At 74.8% G+C, this 24509-nt stretch carries 19 protein-coding genes; 6 read left to right on the plus strand and 13 right to left on the minus strand.

From position 1 onward, the window contains the following. Nucleotides 1-4 precede the first annotated feature (4 nt). The 4 genes from ACIBEC_RS23025 to ACIBEC_RS23040 all read right to left on the minus strand — a co-directional run bounded on the left by ACIBEC_RS23025 (nt 5) and on the right by ACIBEC_RS23040 (nt 3957). Nucleotides 5-1330: a hemolysin family protein gene (locus ACIBEC_RS23025; protein ID WP_360495193.1), complete on the minus strand. Its 1326-nt coding sequence runs from the start codon at nt 1328-1330 to the stop codon at nt 5-7. Nucleotides 1331-1442: 112 nt separating this feature from the next. Then, nucleotides 1443-2435, minus strand: coding sequence for a malate dehydrogenase (locus ACIBEC_RS23030; protein WP_360495190.1), 993 nt, complete (start codon nt 2433-2435; stop codon nt 1443-1445). A gap of 222 nt (nt 2436-2657) precedes the next feature. Continuing rightward, nucleotides 2658-3083 carry a DUF3017 domain-containing protein gene (locus tag ACIBEC_RS23035; RefSeq protein ID WP_360495187.1) on the minus strand — a complete coding sequence of 142 codons (426 nt, stop codon included), beginning with the start codon at nt 3081-3083 and terminating at the stop codon, nt 2658-2660. 19 nt (nt 3084-3102) lie between these two features. Continuing rightward, nucleotides 3103-3957 carry a bifunctional methylenetetrahydrofolate dehydrogenase/methenyltetrahydrofolate cyclohydrolase gene (locus ACIBEC_RS23040; protein WP_360495184.1) on the minus strand — a complete coding sequence of 285 codons (855 nt, stop codon included), beginning with the start codon at nt 3955-3957 and terminating at the stop codon, nt 3103-3105. A gap of 557 nt (nt 3958-4514) precedes the next feature. On the opposite strand from ACIBEC_RS23040, the gene ACIBEC_RS23045 reads away from it, so the two are divergent. Then, the gene (locus tag ACIBEC_RS23045; RefSeq protein WP_360495181.1) at nt 4515-5126 is read left to right on the plus strand and encodes a hypothetical protein; all 612 of its coding nucleotides are present in this window, start codon (nt 4515-4517) and stop codon (nt 5124-5126) included. Nucleotides 5127-5244: 118 nt separating this feature from the next. Here the strand turns inward: ACIBEC_RS23045 and purH are convergent, their stop codons facing one another. Beyond that, the gene (gene purH / locus ACIBEC_RS23050) at nt 5245-6822 is read right to left on the minus strand and encodes a bifunctional phosphoribosylaminoimidazolecarboxamide formyltransferase/IMP cyclohydrolase (RefSeq protein WP_360495178.1); all 1578 of its coding nucleotides are present in this window, start codon (nt 6820-6822) and stop codon (nt 5245-5247) included. Beyond that, nucleotides 6819-7478, minus strand: coding sequence for a phosphoribosylglycinamide formyltransferase (gene purN / locus ACIBEC_RS23055; RefSeq protein ID WP_360495175.1), 660 nt, complete (start codon nt 7476-7478; stop codon nt 6819-6821). Before purN ends, purH begins: the two co-directional genes overlap by 4 nt. Before the next feature lie 498 nt (nt 7479-7976). On the opposite strand from purN, the gene ACIBEC_RS23060 reads away from it, so the two are divergent. Beyond that, nucleotides 7977-8654, plus strand: coding sequence for a hypothetical protein (locus ACIBEC_RS23060; RefSeq protein WP_360495172.1), 678 nt, complete (start codon nt 7977-7979; stop codon nt 8652-8654). Nucleotides 8655-8741: 87 nt separating this feature from the next. Here the strand turns inward: ACIBEC_RS23060 and ACIBEC_RS23065 are convergent, their stop codons facing one another. Further along, a complete protein-coding gene (locus ACIBEC_RS23065; RefSeq protein ID WP_360495169.1) occupies nt 8742-10196 on the minus strand; it encodes a DUF6350 family protein in 1455 nt (484 codons plus the stop codon). Nucleotides 10197-10328: 132 nt separating this feature from the next. Between ACIBEC_RS23065 and ACIBEC_RS23070 the strand changes: the two genes are divergently transcribed. Beyond that, complete coding sequence (locus ACIBEC_RS23070; protein WP_360495166.1) at nt 10329-12422, plus strand: LuxR C-terminal-related transcriptional regulator; 2094 nt, start codon at nt 10329-10331, stop codon at nt 12420-12422. 129 nt (nt 12423-12551) lie between these two features. Here ACIBEC_RS23070 and sucD read toward each other — a convergent pair whose 3' ends face one another. From sucD to ACIBEC_RS23095, 5 genes are all read right to left on the minus strand, one after another. Next, nucleotides 12552-13442, minus strand: coding sequence for a succinate--CoA ligase subunit alpha (sucD, locus tag ACIBEC_RS23075; RefSeq protein ID WP_360495163.1), 891 nt, complete (start codon nt 13440-13442; stop codon nt 12552-12554). A gap of 18 nt (nt 13443-13460) precedes the next feature. Then, nucleotides 13461-14633 (minus strand): ADP-forming succinate--CoA ligase subunit beta, encoded by a 1173-nt coding sequence (gene sucC / locus ACIBEC_RS23080; protein ID WP_360495160.1) that lies wholly within the window; start codon nt 14631-14633, stop codon nt 13461-13463. Nucleotides 14634-14936: 303 nt separating this feature from the next. Then, complete coding sequence (locus ACIBEC_RS23085) at nt 14937-16106, minus strand: VWA domain-containing protein (protein ID WP_360495157.1); 1170 nt, start codon at nt 16104-16106, stop codon at nt 14937-14939. Nucleotides 16107-16207: 101 nt separating this feature from the next. Then, the gene (locus ACIBEC_RS23090; RefSeq protein ID WP_360495154.1) at nt 16208-18643 is read right to left on the minus strand and encodes a DUF5682 family protein; all 2436 of its coding nucleotides are present in this window, start codon (nt 18641-18643) and stop codon (nt 16208-16210) included. Next, the gene (locus ACIBEC_RS23095; protein WP_360495151.1) at nt 18640-19722 is read right to left on the minus strand and encodes an AAA family ATPase; all 1083 of its coding nucleotides are present in this window, start codon (nt 19720-19722) and stop codon (nt 18640-18642) included. Before ACIBEC_RS23095 ends, ACIBEC_RS23090 begins: the two co-directional genes overlap by 4 nt. A 189-nt stretch (nt 19723-19911) precedes the next feature. Here ACIBEC_RS23095 and ACIBEC_RS23100 point away from each other — a divergent pair, with 189 nt between their 5' ends. Both ACIBEC_RS23100 and ACIBEC_RS23105 read left to right on the plus strand, forming a co-directional pair. After that, nucleotides 19912-21210, plus strand: coding sequence for an SWIM zinc finger family protein (locus ACIBEC_RS23100; RefSeq protein ID WP_360495148.1), 1299 nt, complete (start codon nt 19912-19914; stop codon nt 21208-21210). Nucleotides 21211-21221: 11 nt separating this feature from the next. Next, nucleotides 21222-22823: a DUF5691 domain-containing protein gene (locus ACIBEC_RS23105; protein WP_360495146.1), complete on the plus strand. Its 1602-nt coding sequence runs from the start codon at nt 21222-21224 to the stop codon at nt 22821-22823. A 152-nt stretch (nt 22824-22975) separates the two neighbouring features. Here the strand turns inward: ACIBEC_RS23105 and ACIBEC_RS23110 are convergent, their stop codons facing one another. Beyond that, complete coding sequence (locus ACIBEC_RS23110) at nt 22976-23380, minus strand: cobalamin B12-binding domain-containing protein (RefSeq protein ID WP_189916109.1); 405 nt, start codon at nt 23378-23380, stop codon at nt 22976-22978. A gap of 328 nt (nt 23381-23708) precedes the next feature. Between ACIBEC_RS23110 and ACIBEC_RS23115 the strand changes: the two genes are divergently transcribed. Further along, a complete protein-coding gene (locus tag ACIBEC_RS23115) occupies nt 23709-24509 on the plus strand; it encodes a M23 family metallopeptidase (RefSeq protein ID WP_360495143.1) in 801 nt (266 codons plus the stop codon).

Here is a 24509-nt window from a genome sequence, read left to right on the forward strand (position 1 = left end):
TCGCTCAGGAAACGTCCGCCCCTGGAGGTTCCACCAGTGTGACGGCACTCACCCTCACCCGGGCGATCCGCCGGCCCTCGACCTTGGCCACCGTCAGCAGCACCCCGCCGCCGCCCTCCAGCGGGATGCGCACGTGGTCGCCGTCCCGGGGCAGCCGGCCGAGCGAGGCGACCAGGCAGCCGGCCACCGTCTCGTACGGGCCCTCGGGCAGGGTGACGCCGGTCTCCTCGGCGAAGTCGCCGAGGTTGAGCAGGCCGTCCAGCTCCATGCCGCCGCCGGCCAGCCGGCGGGTGGGGGCGGACTCCGGCCGGTCGTACTCGTCCCGGATCTCGCCGATGACCTCCTCGACCAGGTCCTCCAGGGTGACGATCCCCGCGGTGCCGCCGTACTCGTCCACCACGATGGCCAGGTGGTGGCCCTCGCGGCGCATCTCCCCCATCGCCTCCAGCACCCGCTTGGTGCCGGGCAGCAGCTTGACCGGGCGGGCCAGGTCGCGGACCTTGGCTGCCTGTTCGCCGCGGGCGCCGTACAGGTCGCGGACGTGCACGAAGCCGACCACCGCGTCGGCGCTGCCCTCGACCACCGGGTAGCGCGAGTGCGGCGAGGTGTCGGCCTGGTGCCGTACGGCGGCCAGCGGGCGCTCGGCGTCCAGGAAGGTCACCTCGGTGCGCGGGACCATCACCTCGCGCAGCTGGCGCTCGCCGGCGGAGAACACGTCGGCGATCAACGCCCGCTCGTCGCTGCCGAGTTCGGTGTTGGCGGCGACCAGGCCGCGCAGCTCCTCGGAGCTCATCGAGCCGCGCCCGGCCGCCGGGTCGCCGCCGAGCAGGCGGACCATCAGGTTGGTGGAGTGGCCGAGCAGCCAGATCACCGGGCGCAGCACGACCGACATCACGTCCACCACCGGGGCGGCGATGACCGCGATGGACTCGGCGCGCTGCAGGCCGATCCGCTTGGGGGTCAGCTCGCCGAGCACCAGTGACGCGTAGCTGATCACCAGGGTGAGGCTGACCAGGGCGATCGCGTCGGCCACGCCCTCGGTCAGGCCCGCCCGGACGAACAGCGGCGCGACCTTGCCCGCCAGGGTGTCCGCGCCGAAGGCGGCGGACAGGAAGCCCATGCAGGTCACCCCGACCTGGACGGCGGCCAGGAAGCGGTTGGGGTCGGCGGCCAGGTGCGCAGCCCGGGCCGAGCGCCGGGTGCCAAGCGCCTCCAGCGTCCGGATCTGGCCCTCGCGCAGCGAGATCAGCGAGATCTCGGCGACGTTGAACAGCCCGCCCAGCAGGATGAAGACGAGGACGAGCGCGGCGTCCCCGAGGGTTTCGTTCACAGCGGGCCAGTGTAGGGCGGCCGGTGCGCGGAGGCGGGCCTCCGAGGCCGGACACGGCGGCGGCCCGCCGCCCCCGGGGAGGGGTGACGGGCCGCCGGAGTGCTCAGCGGGCTCAGATGAGGCCCAGCTCCTGCACCGCGTCGCGCTCCTCGGTCAGCTCCTTGACCGAGGCGTCGATGCGGCCGCGCGAGAAGTCGGAGATCTCCAGGCCCTGGACGATCTCGAACTTGCCGTCCTTGGTGGTGACCGGGAAGGAGGAGATCAGGCCGGCCGGGACGCCGTAGGAGCCGTCGGAGACGACGCCCATGGAGGTCCAGTCGCCCTCGGCGGTGCCGTTGACCCAGGTGTACACGTGGTCGATCGCGGCGTTGGCGGCCGAGGCGGCCGAGGAGGCGCCACGGGCCTCGATGATGGCGGCGCCGCGCTTGGCGACGGTCGGGATGAAGTCGTTCTCCAGCCAGGCCTGGTCGCTGCCGACGGCCTCGAAGGCCGGCTTGCCGGCGACCTCGGCCTGGAAGATGTCCGGGTACTGGGTCGCGGAGTGGTTGCCCCAGATGGTGACGCGCTTGATGTCGGAGACCAGGGCGCCGGTCTTGGCGGACAGCTGGCCGACGGCGCGGTTGTGGTCCAGGCGGGTCATCGCGGTGAAGCGCTCGGCCGGGACGTCCGGGGCGTTGCGCTGGGCGATCAGGGCGTTGGTGTTGGCCGGGTTGCCGACGACCAGGACCTTGATGTCGTCCGCGGCGTGGGCGTTGATCGCCTTGCCCTGCGGGCCGAAGATGCCGCCGTTGGCCTGCAGCAGGTCGCCGCGCTCCATGCCGGCGGTGCGCGGACGGGCGCCGACCAGCAGCGCGACGTTGGCGCCGTCGAAGGCCACCTCAGGCTTGTCGGTGATCTCGATGTCGCGCAGCAGCGGGAAGGCGCAGTCGACGAGCTCCATGGCGGTGCCCTCGGCAGCCTTGAGGCCCTGCGGAATCTCGAGGAGGCGCAGGTTCACCGGCACGTCGGCACCGAGCAGGTGGCCCGAGGCGATGCGGAAGAGCAGCGCGTAGCCGATCTGGCCGGCCGCTCCGGTGATGGTGACGTTGACGGGGGTGCGAGTCATTTCTACCTTCTCCAGCAAATCGCCAGGTGCCCCAGGCACACCGGCGCACTGGAGCCGAGGATGGTCTCTCGACATCGAGAGACCGGCGTCAGGTTATCGCAAAGGGAAGCGTACGCCGCGTGCGCGGGCGTGGCTGATGCGTCACAGAAGCACCGCGGCCCCCGCCCGGCTCCCGAAGGACGGGGAGCCGGGCGGGGGCCGTTCGATCGGCGCGCGGGCCGGTCAGTGCCTGGGCCGGCCCATCAGCTTGCCGATGTTGTCGAGCAGCGGGATCTGCAGCCACGGGTTCGGCTGCGCGACCAGGGTCAGCAGCACGATCGAGGCGCCCAGGAAGGTCAGCACGATCACGTCGGTGAAGCGGCTGCGCACCGCCAGCATCCCGACCTCGGGCAGCACCAGGCGCAGCACCGCGCCGAGCAGCACGCCGCCGCCGAGGATCAGCAGCCCGTACTTGAAGCCGTCCTTGAAGTCGGCGAACCAGGTGACCGCGAGGCCCGCGCCGACCACCAGCAGGACCAGCGTTATCGGCCACTGCCGGACCGGCAGGGCGTGGTCGCCCCCGAGGGCGGCGGACGAGCCCTCGGGCGGCAGGATGCCGGTGGTCTTGACCGGCCTGCGCCGGGACCGCGCCGGTCGCGGTTCAGTCATGCTCGCCGTCCCTCGGGTGTCAGATGCCGGCGCGGCGCTCGGCCGCCTCGACGATGTTGTTGAGCAGCATCGCGCGGGTCATCGGGCCCACGCCGCCGGGGTTCGGGGAGATCCAGCCGGCCACCTCGGCCACACCCGGGTGGACGTCGCCGACGATCTTGCCCTCGCTGCGGCTGACGCCCACGTCCAGCACCGCCGCGCCCGGCTTGACGTCCTCCGGCTTGACCAGGTGCGGCACGCCGGCGGCGGCCACGATGATGTCGGCCTTGCGCAGGTGGGCGCTCAGGTCCCGGGTGCCGGTGTGGCACAGGGTCACCGTGGCGTTCTCGGAGCGGCGGGTCAGCAGCAGGCCGATCGAGCGGCCGACGGTGATGCCGCGGCCGACCACGACCACCTCGGCGCCGTTGATCTCGACGTCGTGGCGGCGCAGCAGCTCGACGATGCCCAGCGGGGTGCAGGGCAGCGGGCCGTCGATGCCCAGGGCGAGCCGGCCGAGCGAGGTCGGGTGCAGGCCGTCGGCGTCCTTGTCCGGGTCCATCAGCTCCAGGACCGGGTTCTGGTCCAGCCCCTTGGGCAGCGGCAGCTGGACGATGTAGCCGGTGCAGGTCGGGTCGGCGTTCAGCTCGCGGACGACGTTCTCGACGTCCTCCTGGGTGGCGGTGGCGGGCAGCTCGCGCTGGATCGAGGCGATGCCGACCTCGGCACAGTCCTTGTGCTTCCCGTTCACGTACCAGCGGCTGCCCGGGTCGTCGCCGACCAGGACGGTGCCGAGGCCGGGCGTGACGCCCTTCGCCTTGAGGGCCGCCACGCGGGCGGCGAGTTCGGACTTGATCGCGGCGGCGGTGGCCTTGCCATCGAGAATCTGGGCAGTCATGACCCCATTCTCCCGGATCGCGGCAGGTCGCCGTACCACGGCCGGCCACGTCCCGCGGGCGGACCCGCGGTCGGGTGCACGACGCGTCCTCGAGCGGGTCCGCGGGCGGGTCTCGCGGCGGGTCCGGTCCGGGTGACCGGACGGGCACGAAGGTCCGCCGCACGTTGCGGTTGCGCCACATTCTTGACCCGGCCCGTGGAACCGGCTGGACAGGGCGCTGCCGTCCGGATCACGATAAGCGGGCATTCCCGCCGCGCCCCGGCCCGGTGACGGGCCGACGGGTCCCGCGGCGGGGCGTACCCGGGGGAAAGAGCAAGTGAGCCGACCACAGCAGACCGAGCAGCCCGGCCGTCGCGGCGCCGTCCCGCCCGCGCTGTGCCCGTCGAGGGCTCCACTGATCCGGCGCTCACCGCGCTGCTGAGCCGACGGCGCCCGTCACCGCCGCCGGGCTGTCACCCTGCTCCGCTACTGTCCCACCTGGTCGGCGACCCGACTCACCGACCGGCACCGGGCGTCCGCCGTCCCGTCCCCGTCCCCGCAACTGCCCGGAGGCATCCATGAGTTATCCGCCCGACCCGAACAACCCGTACGGCCAGCCGCCGGCCGCCCCGGGCTACGGCTACCCGCAGCAGGCGCCCCCGGCGCCGCCCGCCGCGTACGGCTACCCGCAGCAGGCCCCGGCCTACGGCTACGCACCGGCCGCGCCGGCGTCGATGCCGGGCCTGGTGATGACCGCGCGGGTGCTGCTGTTCATCGTGGGCGGTGTGCAGGCGATCCTGACGATCATCTACCTGGTCATCGGAGCTGCCGCCAAGGACGCCACCAACACCATCAAGCACACGACGACCAGCGACAACCCGTTCACCGCGATGGGCGACGCCGCCGCCAGCGTCATCATCGTCGTCGCGGTCCTGTTCGGGCTCTTCGCCGCGCTCTCCATCACGCTCGGCGCCAAGTTCGGCAAGGGCGGCAACACCGTCCGGATCACCACCATCGTGTACGGCTCGCTCGGGGGCCTGGTCGGCCTGCTGATCCTGCTGGGCGCCATCTCCGCCGGCACCGCCGTGGGCCTGGTGATGGCCTTCCTGTGGCTGGCGATCAGCATCATCTGGATCACCGCCATGTGCGTCCGGGACGGCGTCAACTGGTTCAACCGGCCGAGGTACTGACCGGTCCGACCGGTATGACAGAGCGGCCCGGCCCCTCCTCGGAGGGGTCGGGCCGCTCTGTCATAGCGTCACGCCGGCTCTGTGGCCGGCGACCGGCTCGGTCCGGCTCGGTCCGGAATCAGTGGAAGAAGTGCCGCGCGCCGGTGAAGTACATGGTCACGCCGGCCTCGGCGGCCGCCGCGATGACCTCCTCGTCACGGATCGAACCGCCGGGCTGGACGATGGCCTTGACGCCGGCCGCGATCAGGATCGCCGGGCCGTCCGCGAACGGGAAGAAGGCGTCCGAGGCCGCGAACGCGCCCTTGGCCCGCTCGCCGGCCCGCTCGACCGCGAGCTTGCAGGAGTCGACCCGGTTGACCTGGCCCATGCCGACGCCGACCGAGGCGCCGTCCTTGGCCAGCAGGATCGCGTTGGACTTGACGGCCCGGCAGGCCCGCCAGGCGAAGGCCAGTTCGGCCAGCTCGGCGGCGGAGAGCGCCTCGCCGGTGGCGAGCGTCCAGTTCGCCGGGTCGTCGCCCTCGGCGTGCACCCGGTCGGCGTCCTGCAGCAGCACGCCCCCGGAGATCGGGCGGACCTCCTGGCGGTTGGCCGGGGCCCCGGGGGCGACCAGCACCCGCAGGTTCTTCTTGCGGGTCAGCACCTCCACGGCGCCGTCCTCGTAGCCGGGGGCCACGACGACCTCGGTGAAGATCGGGGCGATCTGCTCGGCCAGCTCGACGGTGACCGGGCGGTTGACCGCGATCACGCCGCCGTACGCGGAGACCGGGTCGCACTCGTGCGCCTTGCGGTGCGCCTCGGCGACGTCGGCGCCGGTCGCGATGCCGCACGGGTTGGCGTGCTTGATGATCGCCACGGCCGGCTCGGCGTGGTCGTAGGCGGCGCGGCGGGCGGCGTCGGTGTCGACGTAGTTGTTGTACGACATCTCCTTGCCGTGCAGCTGCTGCGCGCCGGCCAGGCCGCCGGTGCCGTCGCTGTACAGCGCGGCGCCCTGGTGCGGGTTCTCGCCGTAGCGCAGCACGTTCTGCCGCTCCCAGGTCGAGCCCAGGAACTCGGGGAAACGCTCGTCGCTGGGCGCGTAGCCGGCCTCGAACCAGGAGGCGACGGCCACGTCGTAGGCGGCGGTGTGGGCGAACGCGGCACCGGCCAGGCGCTTGCGGGTGGCCAGGTCGAAGCCGCCCCCCTGGGCGGCCTTCAGCACGTCGCCGTAGCGGGCCGGGTCGACCACGACGGCCACCGACGGGTGGTTCTTCGCGGCGGCGCGGACCATGCTCGGACCGCCGATGTCGATCTGCTCGACGCACTCGTCCGGGGTGGCGCCCGAGGCGACGGTGGCCTTGAACGGGTAGAGGTTCACCACGACCAGGTCGAAGGGCTCGACGCCCAGCTCGGCCAGCTGCGCGCGGTGCGACTCCAGCCGCAGGTCGGCCAGCACGCCGGCGTGCACGCGGGGGTGCAGCGTCTTCACGCGCCCGTCCAAGCACTCCGGGAAACCGGTCAGCTCGGAGACCTCGGTCACCGGGACACCGGCGGCGGCGATCCGGCCGGCGGTGGAACCGGTGGAGACGATGGCGACCCCGGCGGCGTGCAGGCCCTGGGCCAGCTCCTCCAGACCGGTCTTGTCGTACACGCTGATCAGCGCGCGACGGATCGGACGGATGTTCTCCGAAACGGGGGGCGTGGTGGAGCTGGCACTCATGCCGGAATCCATACCTTTCGGTCCTCGATGCGGTGGCCCTCGCGGGCCAGCCGGCCCACGACGTCGACGAGCAGCTTGCGCTCGACTGTCTTGATGCGCTCGTGCAGCGCGTCGCCGCCATCGGCGTGGTCGGCGTCGACGACCTCGACGACGCCCTGCGCGATGATCGGCCCGGTGTCCACACCGGCGTCGACCAGGTGGACGGTGCAGCCGGTGACCTTCACGCCGTACGCGAGCGCGTCGGTGACGCCGTGGGCGCCGGGGAAGGACGGCAGCAGTGCGGGGTGGGTATTGACGATCCGCCCGGCGAAGGCCGTGACGAACTCGGGGCCGAGGATCTTCATGAAGCCGGCCGTGACCACCACGTCAGGCTCGTACTCGGCGACGGAGGCGGTCAGCGCCCGGTCCCAGGCGGCGCGGTCGGAGAAGTCCTTCACCCGGTGGACGAAGGTCGGCAGGCCCGCCTTCGCGGCACGCTCCAGGCCGACGATCCCGTCCCGGTCCGCGCCGACGGCCAGGATCTCGGCGCCGTACGCCGGGTCCGCGACCGCGTCGATCAGCGCCTGCAGATTGGTTCCGGAGCCGGAGACCAGCACCACCAGACGGGCCGGTCCGGGCGTACGGGGAGGGAAGTGCTGGGCGGGGGCGGCGGCCACTGCGCGATTCTCCGTAGGTCGGGCGCCGTGCGCTGGTACGTCCACCGGTGGTGGGGCCACTACGAACGGCAGGTCGAGCGAGGGGGAACACCAGGAAAACCCGCCGCGACGCGGGCCCCGGGAACCGATGTGAGCTGCTGACCGTCACCACGATAACGGCTGGTCGGACGGCCTCCGAACCCTCCCGGCGGCGCTACGCGCGTAGTTGAGACGGGGATCTCCCCGGGCCTGTCGAAGACACGGCCGGGGGCCCGCCGAACCGGAGTCCCGCCGCGTCCGGGCGGGCCCGACCGGGCTCGGGGCCCGGGCCGCCGGTGGGCCGGCGAACGGCTGCGGGATCATTGGAGGGCGCGGGAGACCGCGCCGACCGCGAGACCGCGACGACCGCGGGACCCTCAGGCCGGACTCGGAGCGAGCTCCGGCCGAGTCCGACCGGGTTCCGACAGAGTTCCGACAGAGCTCCGGCCGAGCTCCGACCGACAAGGATTGGCTGAACCCATGAGCAGCGGCGACGACACCGACGAGCGCAACCCCTTCGCGCCGCCGCCCACGGATGCCCCGGACCAGCCGTGGCAGCCGCGCAGCCCCTGGACCGGCGAGGGCCCGGACGGCGCCGGCGGCCAGGGTGGCGAGCGCCCGCAGCTCCCGCCGCCGTGGGGCTCCGGCCAGGGCGACGGCCGGCCCGGCCAGCGGCCCCCGGCCCCGCAGCCGCCCCGGCTCGACCCCGCCAACCCGGCCCACCGCCGGGCCCGCAACGCCGCGCTGGCCGGGCCGTTCGCGCTGGTCTGCCTGTTCGCGGGCTTCCACTGGATCGCCCTGCTGGTCGGGGTGCTCGGCATCGTCTGGGGCATCAGCGCCCTGCGGAGCCCGAAGGGTGCCGCGGGTGCGGCCGCCGGCCCTGCGGGGGCGGTCGGTCCTTCGGGGGCGTTCGGGCCTGCTGGGGCGGTCGGTCCGGTCCGCGGGGGCACGGCGCCGAACCCGCTTACCCCGGCCGCGCTCGCCGGGATCCTGACCGGCGCGATGACCGTCGTCGTCGCCACGTCGGTGATCGGCCTCGGCTACCACTACCGCGACTACGTCACCTGCGTTCAGGACTCGCTGACCGCCGTCGGCGCCGAGAACTGCGACCGGTACGCGCCGCAGTGGTACGTGGACTTCACCGGGAACACCGAGTAGCCCGGCAGTCCGGCAACCCGGCCGTCCGTCAGTCCGTCAGTCCGTCAGTCCGTCAGTCCGTCAGTCCGTCAGTCGACCGGTCCGGCTTCAGTCGACCGGGTCCGCGGCCTCGCGGGCAGGCCCGGACAGGCGCAGCACGAGGGCGTGTGTACGGGCACGCAGCCGCAGCGCACCCCGGCGCGCCTGCCACACGAGCCGGGCGTACGCGCCCTGACCCTCCGCCGGGGCGAGCGCGCGGTGCCGTACGAGCAGGGCGCCCGGGACGGTCACCAGCGCGAGCCAGGCCGCCGCCGCCAGGCCCGTCGACCACGGCACCGGCCCCAGCCAGACCATCCGCTCGCCCGCCAGCGCCCCGCCGGACAGCCAGCCCAGCAGGGCGGCCGCCGCCCCCACCACCAGGGCCGCCGCCAGCGCAGCCGTCACCGTCGCAGCGGGCGGCCAGGGCTCGGCGCGGTCCTCAGCCCCCTCGACCCCTTCGATTCCCTCGATCCCGTCGATCCCGTCGGCCGGACTCCGCCGACCCGCCGCCGCGCGGCCCAACATCACCGCCGGCACCACCCCGGCCAGCAGCGGCAGCACCAGCGCCGCCCACCGCCAGCCGCCCGGGCCGTCGGCCGGCAGCAGCGCGAACAGCGGGAAATCCGGCACCGGTCCCAGCGCCGTACCGCCCGGCGACACCGCCGTCCCGGTGCCCACCACGAACCCCGGGCCGAGCGCGTACGCCGCGCCCCACAGCACCGCGTTCGGCAGCAGCACCAGCGCGAGCAGCAGCAGGCCCGACAGCGCGGCGGGCCCGCGTCCGAGCAGCGCCATCCCGCGCCCGCCGCCGACCACCGCGTCCAGCAGCGCCGACACCGCCACCAGCACCCCGCCCGCCGCGACCAGCCCGGCTCCGGCCGCCAGCACCGCGGCCCGTACCACCGCCGCGCCGCCGGTCGGACGGCACGACGGCGGGAGACGGTCCAGCAGGGAGCGGGCCATCGGGGAGCCGACGATCGGGGAGCGGGCGATCGGGGAGCCGTCGGCGTCGGCCGAGCGGACTCCGGCGGCCGTGGCCAGGGCCGCCACCAATGCCACCACCAGGACGTCCAGCAGCACCTGGCTGCGGAACAGCCCGGCGCCCGCGCAGTGCAGGGCCACCGCCACCGCCACCGCGCAGTACCCCGCCCAAAGCGCCACCGGGCCGCCCCAGCGCGAGCGCAGCGGCCCGCGCCGCGCCGCCACCCCGGCACCCGCCCGGTGGAGCCGGACCACGGCCAGGACGCCGAGCAGCAGCGGAGTGACGGTCAGCGGGGCGCCCGCATCCCCGCGCAGCACCGGCGCACCGTGCCCGAGCAGCCACAGCACCCCCGCCAACCGGGTGGCAGCGGCCGCGCCGTCGTCCGCGTACGGCGTCACCACCCACAGCCCGAGCACCGGCACTCCGACCCCCGCCAAGCCGACCAGCGCCGCCCGCACCCCCGCCAACAGGTCGGCCAGCGCGGGGCGTCCGCCCAATTCTCCCGGCGCCTCCAGGATCGGACGGCCCATCAGCTGCGTCATGCGCCTCATGGTGCCAAGGCGACTCGCCATGCTCCGTGAAGCGGCAAACCGCCGCCGTGTCCCAGATTATTGGCTTATGCGCATTTTCAGACCGTGCCCCCCAACCGCCGGCGCCCTGGCCCGGAGCGTCTGATGACCACGCCGCCCACCGCCGACTCCCCCACCCCGAAGCGCCACCGCGAGCCCGCCGGCGCCGACCACGACGCGGCCCGCCTGCTGCGGAAGCTGACCCCCCGTGAGGCCCAGACCCTCGCCCACCTCGCCGCCGGGCACGACCTCCCCCGCACCGCCGCCGCCCTCGGCATCACCCCCACCACCGCACGCAGCTACCTCCTGCGCGCCATGCGGAAACTCGGCGCCCCCACCGAAGCCGAGGCGATCACCCGCGCCGCGGGCACCCTGCCGTACGTCCCGCCCCTGCGCCCGGCGAACTTCGCCGGCCTCACCCCGTCCTCCCTCGGCCCCGCCGCGGTCAACGGCCGGACGGCGATCGACGGCGGACGGACCCGAACGGCCGAGCAGGCGGCGCAGCCGGCACCTCAAGCAGTGGTGGCAGCGCCGCCGGGCGCCACGCCACCCCCCGCCTCCGGCGCCCGACGCGGCCGGACGGCGCGGCGCGCCCGCCAAGAGTGCGGAGACACGGCGCACGCGCCCGCGCGCGGGCGTCCGTCCTCCCGCCCCGACCAGGCGCCCCGGCCGGACCTCATCGACACCTCTCCGGAGACCGGCGCGGAGCCGCACACCTCCGCCGGCACCGGCACGGCGCGGACGGCGGCGCCGACAGCGGCCGCGCACGGGCGCCCGGCCGCCGACGGCGGGCAGGCGGCTCCGGCCGCCTCGGCCGCAGACGAAGAACGGCGGCAGTCCTCCGGCACCGGACGGAACGAGGAGGCGGCACAGCACGACAACCTGGCGCAGAACCCCCAGGGTTCCACGGCTCCGGAGCATCAGCGGCCCCCGCTCGCCAGCCGTACGGCACCCTCCGGCGACGGACCGCAGGCCCCCCAGGACTCCTCGACCGCGAAGCACCAGCAGCCCCCGGCCGTCGGCGGCGGGCCCGCCCCGGCGCCCGCCGGCACGGAAGGGCACGGCGAGATGACGCACACGGCTCCGGCCGCACCGGCCGCGGGCGGGCGCGGCCGGCCCGCGGAGAGGCGCGATCCTTCGTCCCCCGCACCGGCTTCGCCCTACGCCGCCGACCGCCCGGCGCCGAGCTTCGAGGAGCTGTACGAGAGCACGCACACCCGCCTGGTGCAGCAGGTGTTCCTGCTGACCGCCTGCCGCCACCGCGCGGTGCACTGTGTGCGGCTGGCGTTCGGGCAGGCGCGGCGGGGGTGGCGGGCGGTGGCCCGGTCGGGGGATCCGGAGGCGTGGGTGCGGGTGCGGGCGTTTGAGCTGGCGCTGTCGCCGTGGCACCGGGGCGGGCCGCGACGGGCGCATGCGTGGGGCCTGCCGCACCGGCGGATCAAAGTGCGTCCGGCGGACGAGTCGCAGGCGGTGCTACCGGACCACGACCGGCTGACCGACCGCGACCGGGCGCTGCTGAAGGCGCTCAAGCGGCTGTCGCGGCCGCAGCGCCGGGCGCTGGTGCTGCACGACGGGCTGGGGCTGCCGGCGGCGGCGATCGCGGTGGAGGTGGAGTCGACGCGGGCGGCCGCCGAGGGGCGGGTGTGGACGGCCAGGGCGGCGCTGGCGCAGTGGGTGCCGGACCTGGTGGGGCCGGATCCGGCGGCGCCGGGGTTCGCGGACGGGCTGAGCCGACTGATGCACCGGGCGGCGGTGCGCGGCTGCCCGGCGCCGCACCGGGCGCCGGTGCCGGTGCTGCGGGCCCGGTACCGGCTGGGGACCGCGAGCCGGACGGGCGCGGCGGCCCTGCTGACGGCGGCGGTGGGCGGGGCGGCGCTGGCGACCCTGTCGGGGGTGCGGCCGGCCGTGCTGTTCCGGCCGCCCGAGCCGCCGGCACCCTCGCTGTGCCTGCCCGCTGCCGAGGCGGAGGAGCCGGGCGTGCCGCTGCTGCCGGGCGGGGCGCCGAACGGCATCAGTAGCCTGTGGTGCAGCCCGGCGCCGGGACTGGAGGCGGTGGTGCTGGAGCCGCACAGCCAGGCGGTCGCCCGCTGGCAGCTGCCGGAGGCGGCGCGGGGCGCGGAGGCCCCGCCGCCGCAGGGTCCGGTGGTCTGCCCGCTGTGGTCGCCGCGGCCCTGCACAACGGGACCGAGAGCGCACTGAATGACGCCGGCTGCCCGGAGGCCGGCAGCCGGAGGCGCGCCGAAAGCAGCCAGCCGAAGCAGCCCGCTGAAAGCGGCGGGCGCCCCCGCCCGGGAAGGGCGGGGGCGCCCGTTGCGCGCGGGGGCGGGATCAGGCCTGGGCGGCGATGATCTCGCGGGCCAGGCGGGCGGTCTCGGACGGCGTCTTGCCGACCTTGACACCGGCGGCCTCGAGGGCCTCCTTCTTCGCCTGGGCAGTGCCCGAGGAGCCGGAGACGATGGCGCCGGCGTGGCCCATGGTCTTGCCCTCGGGGGCGGTGAAGCCCGCGACGTAGCCGACGACCGGCTTGGTCACGTTCGCCTTGATGAAGTCCGCGGCACGCTCCTCGGCGTCGCCACCGATCTCACCGATCATGACGATGATCTCGGTCTCCGGGTCCTCCTGGAAGGCCTTGAGAGCGTCGATGTGGGTGGTGCCGATGACCGGGTCACCGCCGATGCCCACGGCCGAGGTGAAGCCGATGTCGCGCAGCTCGTACATGAGCTGGTAGGTCAGGGTGCCGGACTTCGAGACCAGACCGATCTTGCCGGAGGTGGTGATGTCGGCCGGGATGATGCCGGCGTTCGACTGTCCGGGGCTGATCAGGCCGGGGCAGTTCGGGCCGATGATGCGGGTCTTGTTGCCCTTGGCACCGGCGTGCGCCCAGAAGGCGGCGGTGTCGTGCACCGGAACGCCCTCGGTGATGACGACGGCCAGGCCGATCTCGGCGTCGACGGCCTCGACGACGGCGTCCTTGGTGAACTTCGGCGGCACGAAGATGACGGTGACGTCGGCACCGGTCTTCTCCATGGCCTCGGCGACGGTGCCGAAGACGGGCACCTCGGTGCCGTCGACGTCGACCGTGGTGCCGGCCTTGCGCGGGTTGACACCGCCGACGATCTGGGTGCCGGAGGCGAGCATGCGGCGAGTGTGCTTCATGCCCTCGGAGCCGGTCATGCCCTGGACGATGACCTTGCTGTCCTTGGTAAGGAAGATAGCCATGGTGTGAAGTCCCCTTCCTTACTTGTTGGCCAGCTCGGCGGCGCGGTCAGCGGCGCCGTCCATGGTGTCCACGCGCTGGACCAGCGGGTGGTTCGCGTCGTCGAGGATCTTGCGACCCAGCTCCGCGTTGTTGCCGTCCAGACGGACGACCAGCGGCTTGGTGACGTTCTCGCCCTTGCTCGCGAGGAGCTCCAGGGCCTGCACGATGCCGTTGGCGACCGCGTCGCACGCGGTGATGCCGCCGAAGACGTTGACGAAGACCGACTTGACGTCGGGGTCGCCCAGGATGATCTCCAGGCCGTTCGCCATGACCTCGGCGGACGCGCCGCCACCGATGTCGAGGAAGTTGGCGGGCTTGACGCCGCCGTGCTTCTCACCGGCGTAGGCGACCACGTCGAGGGTGCTCATGACGAGGCCCGCGCCGTTGCCGATGATGCCGACCTGGCCCTCGAGCTTGACGTAGTTCAGGCCCTTGGCCTTGGCGGCGGCCTCCAGCGGGTTGGCCGCGGCCTTGTCCTCCAGGGCCTCGTGCTCGGGCTGGCGGAACTCGGCGTTCTCGTCCAGGGAGACCTTGCCGTCAAGCGCGATGATCTTGCCGTCGCCGGACTTGATCAGCGGGTTGACCTCGACGAGGAGCGCGTCCTCGGCGATGAAGACCTTCCACAGCTTCTGCAGGACATCGGCGACCTGGTCGGCGATCTCGGCCGGGAACTTCGCCGCGGCGACGATCTCGGCGGCCTTCTCCGGGGTGCAGCCCTCGTTGGCGTCGACCGGGATCTTGGCGAGCGCCTCGGGGTTCTGCTCGGCGACGACCTCGATCTCCACGCCGCCCTCGACGCTGGCCATGGCCAGGAAGGTGCGGTTGGTGCGGTCCAGCAGGAACGAGACGTAGTACTCGTCCTTGATGTCCGCGGTCTGGGCCAGCATCACCTTGTGAACGGTGTGGCCCTTGATGTCCATACCGAGGATCGCCTCGGCCTTGGCGACGGCGTCGGCCGGGTCCGCGGCGAGCTTGACGCCACCGGCCTTGCCGCGGCCGCCGACCTTCACCTGAGCCTTGACGACGGCGCGTCCGCCGAAGCGCTCGGCGATGGCACGAGCGGCTTCGGGGGTCTCGATGACATCACCGTCAAGCACGGGCACGCCGTGCTTGGCGAAGAGGTCCCTCGCCTGGTACTCGAACAGGTCCACGTGTGTTCGTCCTTGTTCGTGGTCGCGGATTGTGTCTCTACGAGCGTGCCACGGCAGGATCTTCGCTGCGGGTCGTCGGGGCGGTGCGGGTACGCAGAGGTACGGCCTTGCGGCCCACACAGCCACGGGCGCACACGTCAATCAACACGCGCGTCACGTCCGTCTGGCAGGTTATCCCCGTGGGACGGGACTGTTCCGCCCGGGGCCTGCCCGGCATGGGTGAGAACCGTCACAGACAGCCTAGAGCGTCCCGGTAAACCCCCTTCCACCGATCGGGTGGATTCGCACGTCCGGGTGAATCCGTCACACCCCCTGGTCGGGCACCGGGATCGGGCGCTTCTCGATCGCCGCCGCCATGATCTCGGGGAACACGTCCGGGGTGCAGGCGAAGGCCGGCGCGCCGAGGGCGGCCAGGGCGGCGGCGTGTGCGTGGTCGTAGGCGGGCGCACCCTCATCGGAGAGCGCGAGCAGGGCGATGAACTGGACGCCGGCCGCCTTCATCGCGGCGACCCGCTTGAGCATGCCGTCCCGGATACCGCCCTCGTACAGGTCGCTGATCAGCACGACGACGGTCTCGGAGGGGCGGGTGATCTTCGACTGGCAGTAGGCGAGCGCGCGGTTGATGTCGGTGCCGCCGCCGAGCCGGGTGGCGAACAGGACGTCCACCGGGTCGGTGAGCTGCTCGGTGAGGTCGACCACCGAGGTGTCGAAGACGACCAGCCGGGTGTCCAGGGTGCGCATCGAGGCGAGCACCGCGCCGAAGACCGCCGAGTGCACGACCGAGGGCGCCATCGAGCCGGACTGGTCGATGCAGAGGATGACGTCCTTCTTCACCGCGCGCTGCGCGCGGGCGTAGCCGACCAGCCGCTCCGGGACGACGGTGCCGTACTCGGGCAGGTAGTTCTTCAGGTTGGCCCGGATCGTCCGGTCCCAGTCGATGTCGCGGTGCCGGGGGCGGTTGACCTTGGCGCTGCGGTCGAGGGCCCCGCCGAGGGTGGCCCGGGTGCGGTCGGCCAGTCGGCGCTCCAGGTCGGCGACCACCTTGCCGACCACGGCCCGGGCGGTCTCCCGGGTGGTCTCGGGCAGCGCGTGCTTGAGCGAGAGCAGGGTGCCGACCAGGTGGACGTCCGGTTCGACGGCCTCCAGCATCTCCGGCTCCAGCAGCAGCCGGTCCAGGCCGAGCCGGGTGATCGCGTCCTGCTGCATCAGCTGGACGACGGTGGACGGGAAGTACTCCCGGATGTCGCCCAGCCAGCGGGCCACCTGCGGGGCCGAACCGCCCAGCCCCGCGCTGCGCCGCCCGCCGCCGCGGCCGGCCCGGCCGCCCTGCTCGGGCGCGCCGCGGTAGAGCGCGCCGAGGGCGCCGTCCATCGCGGCGTCCCGGCCGCGCAGGGTGCAGCCGGTGCCGTCGGCCTCGCCGCCGAGCACCAGCCGCCAGCGGCGCAGCCGTTCGTCGGTCGTGGGCGCTGCCATCTCGTCCTCCTGCTTCAGCGGGTACCGCGGTGATCGGGTGCGGCCGGTCGTCGGGTGCGGCGGGTCGTCGGGTGCGGCGGGTGTGTCCGCTGCTGCGAGGGTCAGGTGTTGCGGCCGGCGGCCTGCCGGGGGATCCGCGGGCGGACGCCGAGCAGCAGGGCCACGACGGGGACGGCGGCGTCGGCGCGGGCGCGGTCCAGTTCGCCCACCGGGGCCCGGTCCGCCGGGGGGCCGCCGAGCGGACCGGCCGCGACCCGGCCGCCGATGGTCGTCCGCACGCCCGCCTCCAGCCCGGCGAAGGTACGGCGCAGCAGCGGCAGGACGTCGGTGAAGACCTCGCCGCTCACCCCGGTCAGCCAGGCGTCCAGCAGGGCGAGCAGCCGGGGGTCGTGCAGCAGCAGGGCGCCGCCGCCGGTGAGGAAGCCCTCGACCCAACCGGCCGCGTCCGCGGGGGCGTTGGCGACGGACAGGACCAGCCGCAGTCGGCGGCCGGCCTCCTCGGAGTCGAGTCGGCCGTCGTCCAGCAGCAACCGGACGGCCCGGCCGCGGAGCAGGCCCGGGGCCCCGGTGGCCGGGCCGCCGGACGGCTCGCGGGCGGCCAGTGAGCGCAGGGCGGCGGCCCAGCGGTCGGCCAGGCCGGCCAGGCCGTGCGGGTCCGGTGCCCGGTCGGGGCCGGCGGGGGCGGCGGGGTTGCCCGGGTGGGCAGCGTCACCCCGGCCGTCCGGACCGTCCCGGTCCGGTGCGGCGTCGGCGGCCGGCGGCCCGGCGGAGGTCAGCAGGCCGATCGCGCCGTGCACCTCGTCGAGGCGGCCGCGCATCGCCGCCGCGCTCTCGGCGTCCAGCCCGACGCAGCCGGGCGGCAGTCCGACGCAGATCCGCTCGGCCAGGCCGGCCGCCGCCCCGGCGAGCGCGCCGTCGTCGGTGCCCCGCACGTCGCCGTAGCGCAGCGCGCGGACCAGCGCGGGCAGCGCGCCCGCCAGGTGCGCGACGTCGGTGTCCAGGGCCGCGCAGTCGGCGAGCACCCGCATCACTGCGGGCAGCGCGCCGGGCAGCCCGGCCAGCAGGCAGGTCTCCACCAGGCCGGTCAGTTCGGCGAGTTCGACGGCGGCGCGGGCGGTGCCGACCGCCTTGCCGGTGGCCGCTTCCTCGACCGTGGTGCCCCACTGGGCGGCCTCGGCGATCCGGACCGCGAACTCCGGCTGCCAGCACAGCCGCCAGCTCTCCCGGAACGTCCCGGTCGAGTTGACCGAGGAGCGGGCCGGCACGCCCCAGTCCACGCCCAGCAGCCGCAGCCGGTGCAGCAGCCGGGAGCGGGCCGCGTCGGTCTCCTTGCGCAGGTCGAGGTCGATGTCCTTCGGCGTGGCCTCGGGCTTGAGTCGCAGCGAGCGCTGCAGCCGGGCGAGGTCGCGCTGCAGCGGAACCGCCGGTGCGGCGTCCGGGACCTCGCCGAGCTCGTCGCCGATCACCAGGCGGTCCCGGACCAGCTCCAGGGCGACGTCCGAGCCCTCGCAGAGCACCGCGCGGACGGCGTCCAGGGTCTCGGTCAGCCCGGCGAGCGGGCGACCGCGCAGGACGGCCAGGGTCTCGGCGAGCCGGACCGCCTCGATGACGTGGGCGGAGGAGACCGGGTGGTCCTCGGCGCGCAGGAGGTCGGCGGCCCGGGTGAGCCAGCGCGGCACCGGGTCGCCGTCGGTGGTGAACAGGTGGTGGTACCAGCCGGGCGAGTGCACGCCCGCGCCGTACCCGGTGGCCGGGGAGAGCCGACGGTGCGTCCAGGGCACCCAGGTGATGTCCGTCCGCACCTTCTTCGGCAGCTCGGCGAGCAGCGCCCGGTCGTGCGCGACGGTGGGCATCGTCTCCAGCGCGGGGACGTGGAAGGCTCCGCAGACCACGGCGATCCGCCGGTGCCCGGCGCGGCGGGCGGCACGGATCTGCTGGCGCATGTACGCCTCGCGCAGCAGGTCCCGGCGGGACTCGCCGAGACCCTCGGCGCGCAGCGCGCCCATCGCCTCAGCGACGGCGGCGAACGGGGCCAGCGCGTCGGTGCCGGGCGCGCGGTGCTCGACGACGTCCTCCCACCAGCGCTCCGGGTCGTCGTGCCCGGCCGCCTCGGCGAGCAGTGCCAGCGGGTCGGCGGGCACCTCGCCGGCGTCGTCGGCACCCGTGGCGTCGGATCCACCGGTGCCGTCGGAACCGGCGGTGGCCTCGGGCGCGGGCGCGAAGCCGTACCCGGCGGGCAGGTCGATGAAGCGGACCGGCAGGTCGTGCTCCACGGCGTGCCGGATCGCCACCCACTCCGGGGAGAACGCGGCGTACGGCCAGAAGGCGGCCTTCGCCGGGTCGTCCACCGCGTGGGCGAGCAGCGCGACCGGCGGCACCAGGTCCTTCTCGGCGGCCAGGTGGACGATGCCGTCGGCCTCCGGCGGGCCCTCGACGAGCACCGCGTCCGGCTGCCACTGCGCCAGCGCGGCGGCCACCGAACGGGCCGAGCCGGGGCCGTGGTGGCGGATGCCGAGGAGAGCGACCTCCGCGGTCATGCCGTCACCTCGCGGGCGGCCCGGTAGAAGTCCTTCCAGCCGTCGCGCTCGCGCACCACCCCTTCGACGTACTCGCGCCAGACCGCCTGGTCCGCCACCGGGTCGCGGACGACGGCGCCGAGGATGCCGGCCGTCACGTCCCCGGCGCGCAGCACGCCGTCGCCGAAGTGGGTGGCCAGGGCCAGGCCGTTGGTCACCACCGAGATCGCCTCGGCGGTGGAGAGGGTGCCGCTCGGGGTCTTGACCTTCGTCCGGCCGTCCACCGTGATCCCGGCCCGCAACTCCCGGAAGACGGTCACCACGCGCCTGATCTCCTCGGCGCCGCCGGGCAGTTCGGGCAGCTCCAGGGAGCGGCCGAGCTGGCCGACCCGGCGGGTGACGATGTCGACCTCCTCCTCCAGCGAGCCCGGCAGCGGCAGCACTACGGTGTTGAACCGGCGGCGCAACGCGCTGGAGAGCTCGTTGACGCCGCGGTCGCGGTCGTTGGCGGTGGCGATCACGTTGAAGCCGCGCACCGCCTGCGTCTCGCTGCCCAACTCCGGCACCGGGAGCGTCTTCTCGGACAGGATGGTGATCAGGCTGTCCTGGACGTCGGCCGGGATGCGGGTCAGCTCCTCGACCCGGGCGATCTTGCCGTCGGCCATCGCCCGCATCAGCGGCGAGGGCACCAGGGCGTCCGGGTTGGGGCCGCGGGTGAGCAGCTGGGCGTAGTTCCAGCCGTACCGGACGGCCTCCTCGGGGGTGCCGGCGGTGCCCTGCACCAGCATCGTGGAGTCGCCGCTGATCGCGGCCGCCAGGTGCTCGGACACCCAGGTCTTCGCGGTGCCGGGCACGCCGAGCAGCAGCAGCGCCCGGTCCGTCGCCAGCGTCGTCACGGCGACCTCGACCACGCGGCGCGGGCCGACGTACTTGGGGGTGATCCGGGTGCCGTCGGGCAGTTCGCCGCCGAGCAGGTACGTCGCCACGGCCCATGGCGACAGCTTCCAGCGCTCCGGGCGCGGACGGTCGTCCTGCGCGGCCAGGGCGGCCAGTTCGCCGGCGAAGGCGTCCTCGGCGTGCTGCCGCAGAACGTCGGTCATGGGGGCTCCTTGAGGTCGGCCACCGGGGCACACGGGTGCCCCGGGGCAGGATGATCGGGGGGAGCCAGGTCGGCGTCCCGGCCTGTGGGAACCACCCTGCACCGTCCCACTGACAACGCCCGCCGACCCCGGGAAGGGCGCCGGACGGTCAGTCAGCCACTGTCAGTGCCGCCGCCTACGGTCGGCCGCATGGAGGAACGCTGGAGCACCGAACACGTCCTGTCCCTGGCACCTGACGCCGCATCGCAGAAGGCGGCGGGCAAGCTCTCCTCGCCCGCGTCGTGGTCCGGCACGGGCGAGGACGGCACCGCGGTCTGGGGCGAGTGCAAGGGCAGCGGCCGCACGCCGTACCGCACCGTGATCGAACTCGTCACGCCCGCCTACAACTGCACCTGCCCCAGCCGGAAGTTCCCGTGCAAGCACGCGCTCGGACTCCTCCTGCTGTGGAGCGGCTCCCCGGAGGCCGTCCCGGCCTCCGAGCCCGCCGACTGGGCGGCCGACTGGCTCCGGGCCCGCCAGGAGCGCGCCGAGAAACGCGCGGCGGAGCCGGTCGACCCGGAGGCCGCCCGCCGCCGGGCCGAGAAGCGCGGCGCCCGGGTCGCGGCCGGCGCGGCCGAGCTGCGGCTGCGCCTGGCCGACCGGATCCGACACGGCCTGGCCGACCAGTCCACCGCCGGCCCCTGGGAGGAGGTCGCCGCCCGCATGGTCGACGCGCAGGCCCCCGGCCTGGCCGCCCGGGTCCGCGAACTCGACGCCCTGCCGCAGGAGCGGCGGCTGGAGGAGTACGCGATGCTCCACCTGCTCGCCACCGCCGCCACCCGGCTCGACGAGCTGCCCGCCGAGCTGGCCGCGAGCGTCCGCACCCGGGTCGGCTACACCCTGGATGCCGCCGAGGTGCTGGCCGGCCCCACCGTCCGCGACCGCTGGCTGGTGCTCGGCAGCCGGGACACGTCCGACGAGCGGCTCACCACCCGCCGGGTCTGGCTGCGCGGCGCCAAGACCGGTCGCCCGGCCCTGCTGCTGGCCTTCGGCCGCCCCGGCCAGGCCCCCGACCTCGCCCTGCCCACCGGCCACCTGCTGGAGGCCGAACTCGCCTACCACCCCGGCGCCCGCCCGCTGCGCGCCGTCCTCGGCACCCGCTACGGCGCCCCCGAGGCGGGCCCGGCCGACCCACCCGTCGGGCTGACCGTCGCCGAGGCGGTGGCCGGGTACGGCACCGCCGTCGCCGACGACCCGTGGCTGGACACCTGGCCGACGGTCCTCACCGACGTCGTCCCGGTCCGCACCCCGGACGGCTGGCACCTGACGGACGGTCACCACACCGTGCCCGTCCGCGCCTCGGCCGTCCCGGAGGCGGCGCTGTGGCGCCTGGCCGCGGTCTCCACCGGCCGCCCGCTGACGGTCTTCGGCGAGTACGGCCACCAGGGCTTCGCCCCGGTCACGGCCTGGCCCGCCGGGCACCGACCGGTCGGCCTCACCAATTCCTAGGAGCACCGAGAATGACGATCACCCAGGACCCGTGGGAGACCCTGCACACCAGCGCCCTGCTCGGCACCGACCGCCGCCCGCTCCCGGCCACCGCCCTGCCGCTCGCCGACGCCGTGGACCGGACCGACCCGGCCACCGCCCTGCTGGAGCTGGCCGCCCTCGCCACCGTCCGCCGCCGGGCGGGCGCGCTGCCCGTACCGGCCGCCGAGCCGCCCGGCCCGCCCGCGCCCGAGGACACCCGGCCGGAGCTGCCCGAGCCGGCCGCCCGCCGGCTGGCGGTCCTGCTGGCCGGCCGCAGCGGCGGGGGCGCCGGCGGCACCCTGGCCAACCTGGCCGAGCTGCTGCCGCAGTGGCTCGCCACCGCCCGCGCCCGGGGCCTTCGGCCGCCCGCCGCACTGATACCCGGCCTGCTCGACGCCGCCCGCGCGCGCGGCGAACTGCGTTCCGACGCCGTCGCACTGGCCGGCCCGCTGGGCCGCTGGCTGGCCGAGCGGAACCCCGACTGGCGGTTCGTGCTGCGCACCACCACCCAGGAGCCGGCCCGGCAGCAGGACGACCCCGCCGACCACCAGCTGTGGCACGAGGGCCTGTTCGCCGAGCGTGTCACCCACCTCACGCTGCTGCGCCGCCGCGACCCGGCCGCCGGCCTGGAGCTGCTGCGGAGCACCTGGTCCACCGAGCGGGCCGAGGACCGCCTGCTCTTCCTGGACTCCCTCCAGGACGGCCTCTCCCCCGACGACGAGCCGTTCCTGGAGGCCGCCCTCGGCGACCGCAGCAAGAACGTCCGCGCCACCGCCGCCGAACTGCTCTCCACCCTGCCCGGCTCCGCCCTGGCGCGCCGGATGGGCGAGCGCGCGCGGACCGCCGTACGCCTCGCCGGGAGCGGCACGCACCTGCTGGTCACCCCGCCCGCCGAGTGCGACGCGCAGATGCAGCGCGACGGCATCGCGCCCAAGTCCCCCACCGGGCGCGGCGAACGGGCCTGGTGGTTCGGCGAGCTGGTGGCCGCGGCCCCGCTCTCGGTCTGGCCGGAGAGCACCGGCCTGACACCCGAACAGCTGCTCGCCCTGCGGGTCGGCGACAGCATCGACGAGACCAGCAGCAGTTGGGCCGACGACCTGCGGGAGGCCTGGGCGCGCGCCGCGGTCCGCCAGCACGACGCCGGCTGGGCCCGGGCACTGCTCGGCCCGGCCCCGGTGCCGCCCACCCGCGGCGCCGGCCGGGCCCGTGCCCCGCGTGCCACCGGCGCCCCGGCCAAGCTGCTGGCCGTCCTGCCGCCCGAGGAGCGGGCCGCCTGGACGGCCGCGTTCATCGAGGTGCACGGGCTGGGCGAGGCCTTCCAGCTGCTCGGCGCCTGCGCCACCCCGTGGACGCCGCCGCTGTCCACCGCCGTGGTGAGCGCCCTGGCCCGGGCCGCCGCCTCCGGCGCGTACCCGTGGAGCCACAGCGGGGTGCTCGGGATGACGGAGCGCGCGCTCGCGCCCGAGACGGCCGGCGCGGTGGAGGAGCTGGCCGCCGGGGCCGCCCCGGACTCCGCCTGGGCCGAGACCTTCGCCCGGCTGGCCGGCACCCTGCGCTTCCGGGCCGCGATGCTCGCGGAGCTGGCGGGCTGACGCCGGGTGGGCAGTCCGAACGGGCCTCCGGCCGGGCAGTCCGGACGAGCGGTCCGGCGGACCGGGTGACGAAGCGGCCCCGGGAACGGCAGGGCGGGCCGGCCCCGAGGGACCGGCCCGCCCGTCCTGCCGACGATCAGCTCACCCGAGGATCAGCTCGCCCGCAGGTTGGCCTCGACCCAGGCGACCACGTCCCGGGTGGGCGTGCCCGGGGTGAAGATGTCCGCGACGCCCATCGCCTTGAGCTCGGCGATGTCCTCGTCCGGGATGATCCCCCCGCAGAAGACCTTGATGTCCGCCGCGTCGCGCTCCTTCAGCAACTCCAGCACCCGCGCGCACAGCGTCATGTGGGCACCGGAGAGGATCGACAGCCCGATGCCGTCCGCGTCCTCCTGGATCGCGGTGTCGACGACCTGCTCGGGCGTCTGGTGCAGCCCGGTGTAGATGACCTCCATACCGGCGTCGCGCAGGGCACGCGCAATGACCTTGGCGCCACGGTCGTGACCGTCGAGCCCCGGCTTGGCGACCACCACACGGATCGGCCCCGACACACTCATCACTGCCTCCTGGACATCGTTGTCCACCACCCCACCGGGCTTCGTGGGCCACGGGCGCGGTTAACGGTCAATAACCAACCTGAGGGGAGGTTAGCGCCACCCGGCCCGCTTGACCGCGCCCCCTCCCAAGAGGAGGGCAAAGTCACAGCTCCAAGCCTTGCTACCAGCGGGTATACCCATCCTTCCGCCGACCTCCCCCCAGACCCCCCGAGCGCCCCCTTGACAACCGGAGGTTTTTCCGGCGCGTCGGCCTTCCGGCTACAGTCACGGCTGTTCGACCTCGACCGACGACGTCCGTGACCGAGGCCCACCGAGGAGGCAGCCCCCGATGGCTCCCGAAGCAGCCGCCCGTCCGACCCGTGCGCAGCTGCGCCTCGCCGCCCGCGAGCAGTCCCGCGCCGAGCGCCGCGGTGCCGCCAAGGCGGCCACCCGGACGGCGCTGCTGCGGGTCGCGCTCCCGTCGATGGCCGCGCTCGGGGTCGCCGGCGCGGGGGCCGTCGCGGTGGTGCAGGAGCAGGACGGGCGGGTGCCGGCGCAGGCCTCGGCGGCCGACGCCCCGGACAACACCGCCGCCCGGACCGCGGCGCGGCAGGCCCTCGCGACCGGCGACCAGGCCCAGGCCTCGCGCGGCGACGCCCGCCGACCGCTGGCCGGCACCCAGCCCACCGACGCCCGGCCGAGCGACACCCCGACCGCGCAGCCCGCCGCCGAGCCGGCCCCGGAACCGGTCAAGCCCAAGGTGGTCATGCCGGTCGCGCAGCACGGCCTCGGCGAGCTGTTCGGCGAGGCGGGCACCCACTGGGCCAACCGCCACACCGGCATCGACTTCCCGGTGGACGGCGGCAGCCAGGTCATGGCCGTCGCCGACGGCACGATCCGCACCCAGTGGAACCCGTTCTACGGCTACATGTCGGTCCTCAAGATGTCCGACGGCACCGAGGCCTGGTACTGCCACCTGCGCGGCTACAAGATCCGCAAGGGGCCGGTGAAGCAGGGCGACGTCATCGCCTTCGTCGGCAGCAGCGGCAACAGCACCGGGCCGCACCTGCACTTCGAGATCCGGCCGGCCGGCAGCGGGCCGATCGACCCGCTGCCGTGGTTCCTGGCCAACGGCCTGGACCCCCGCTAG

Origin of the sequence: Kitasatospora sp. NPDC051164 (assembly GCF_044455625.1) — a bacterium.
Taxonomy (GTDB): Bacteria; Actinomycetota; Actinomycetes; order Streptomycetales; family Streptomycetaceae; genus Kitasatospora.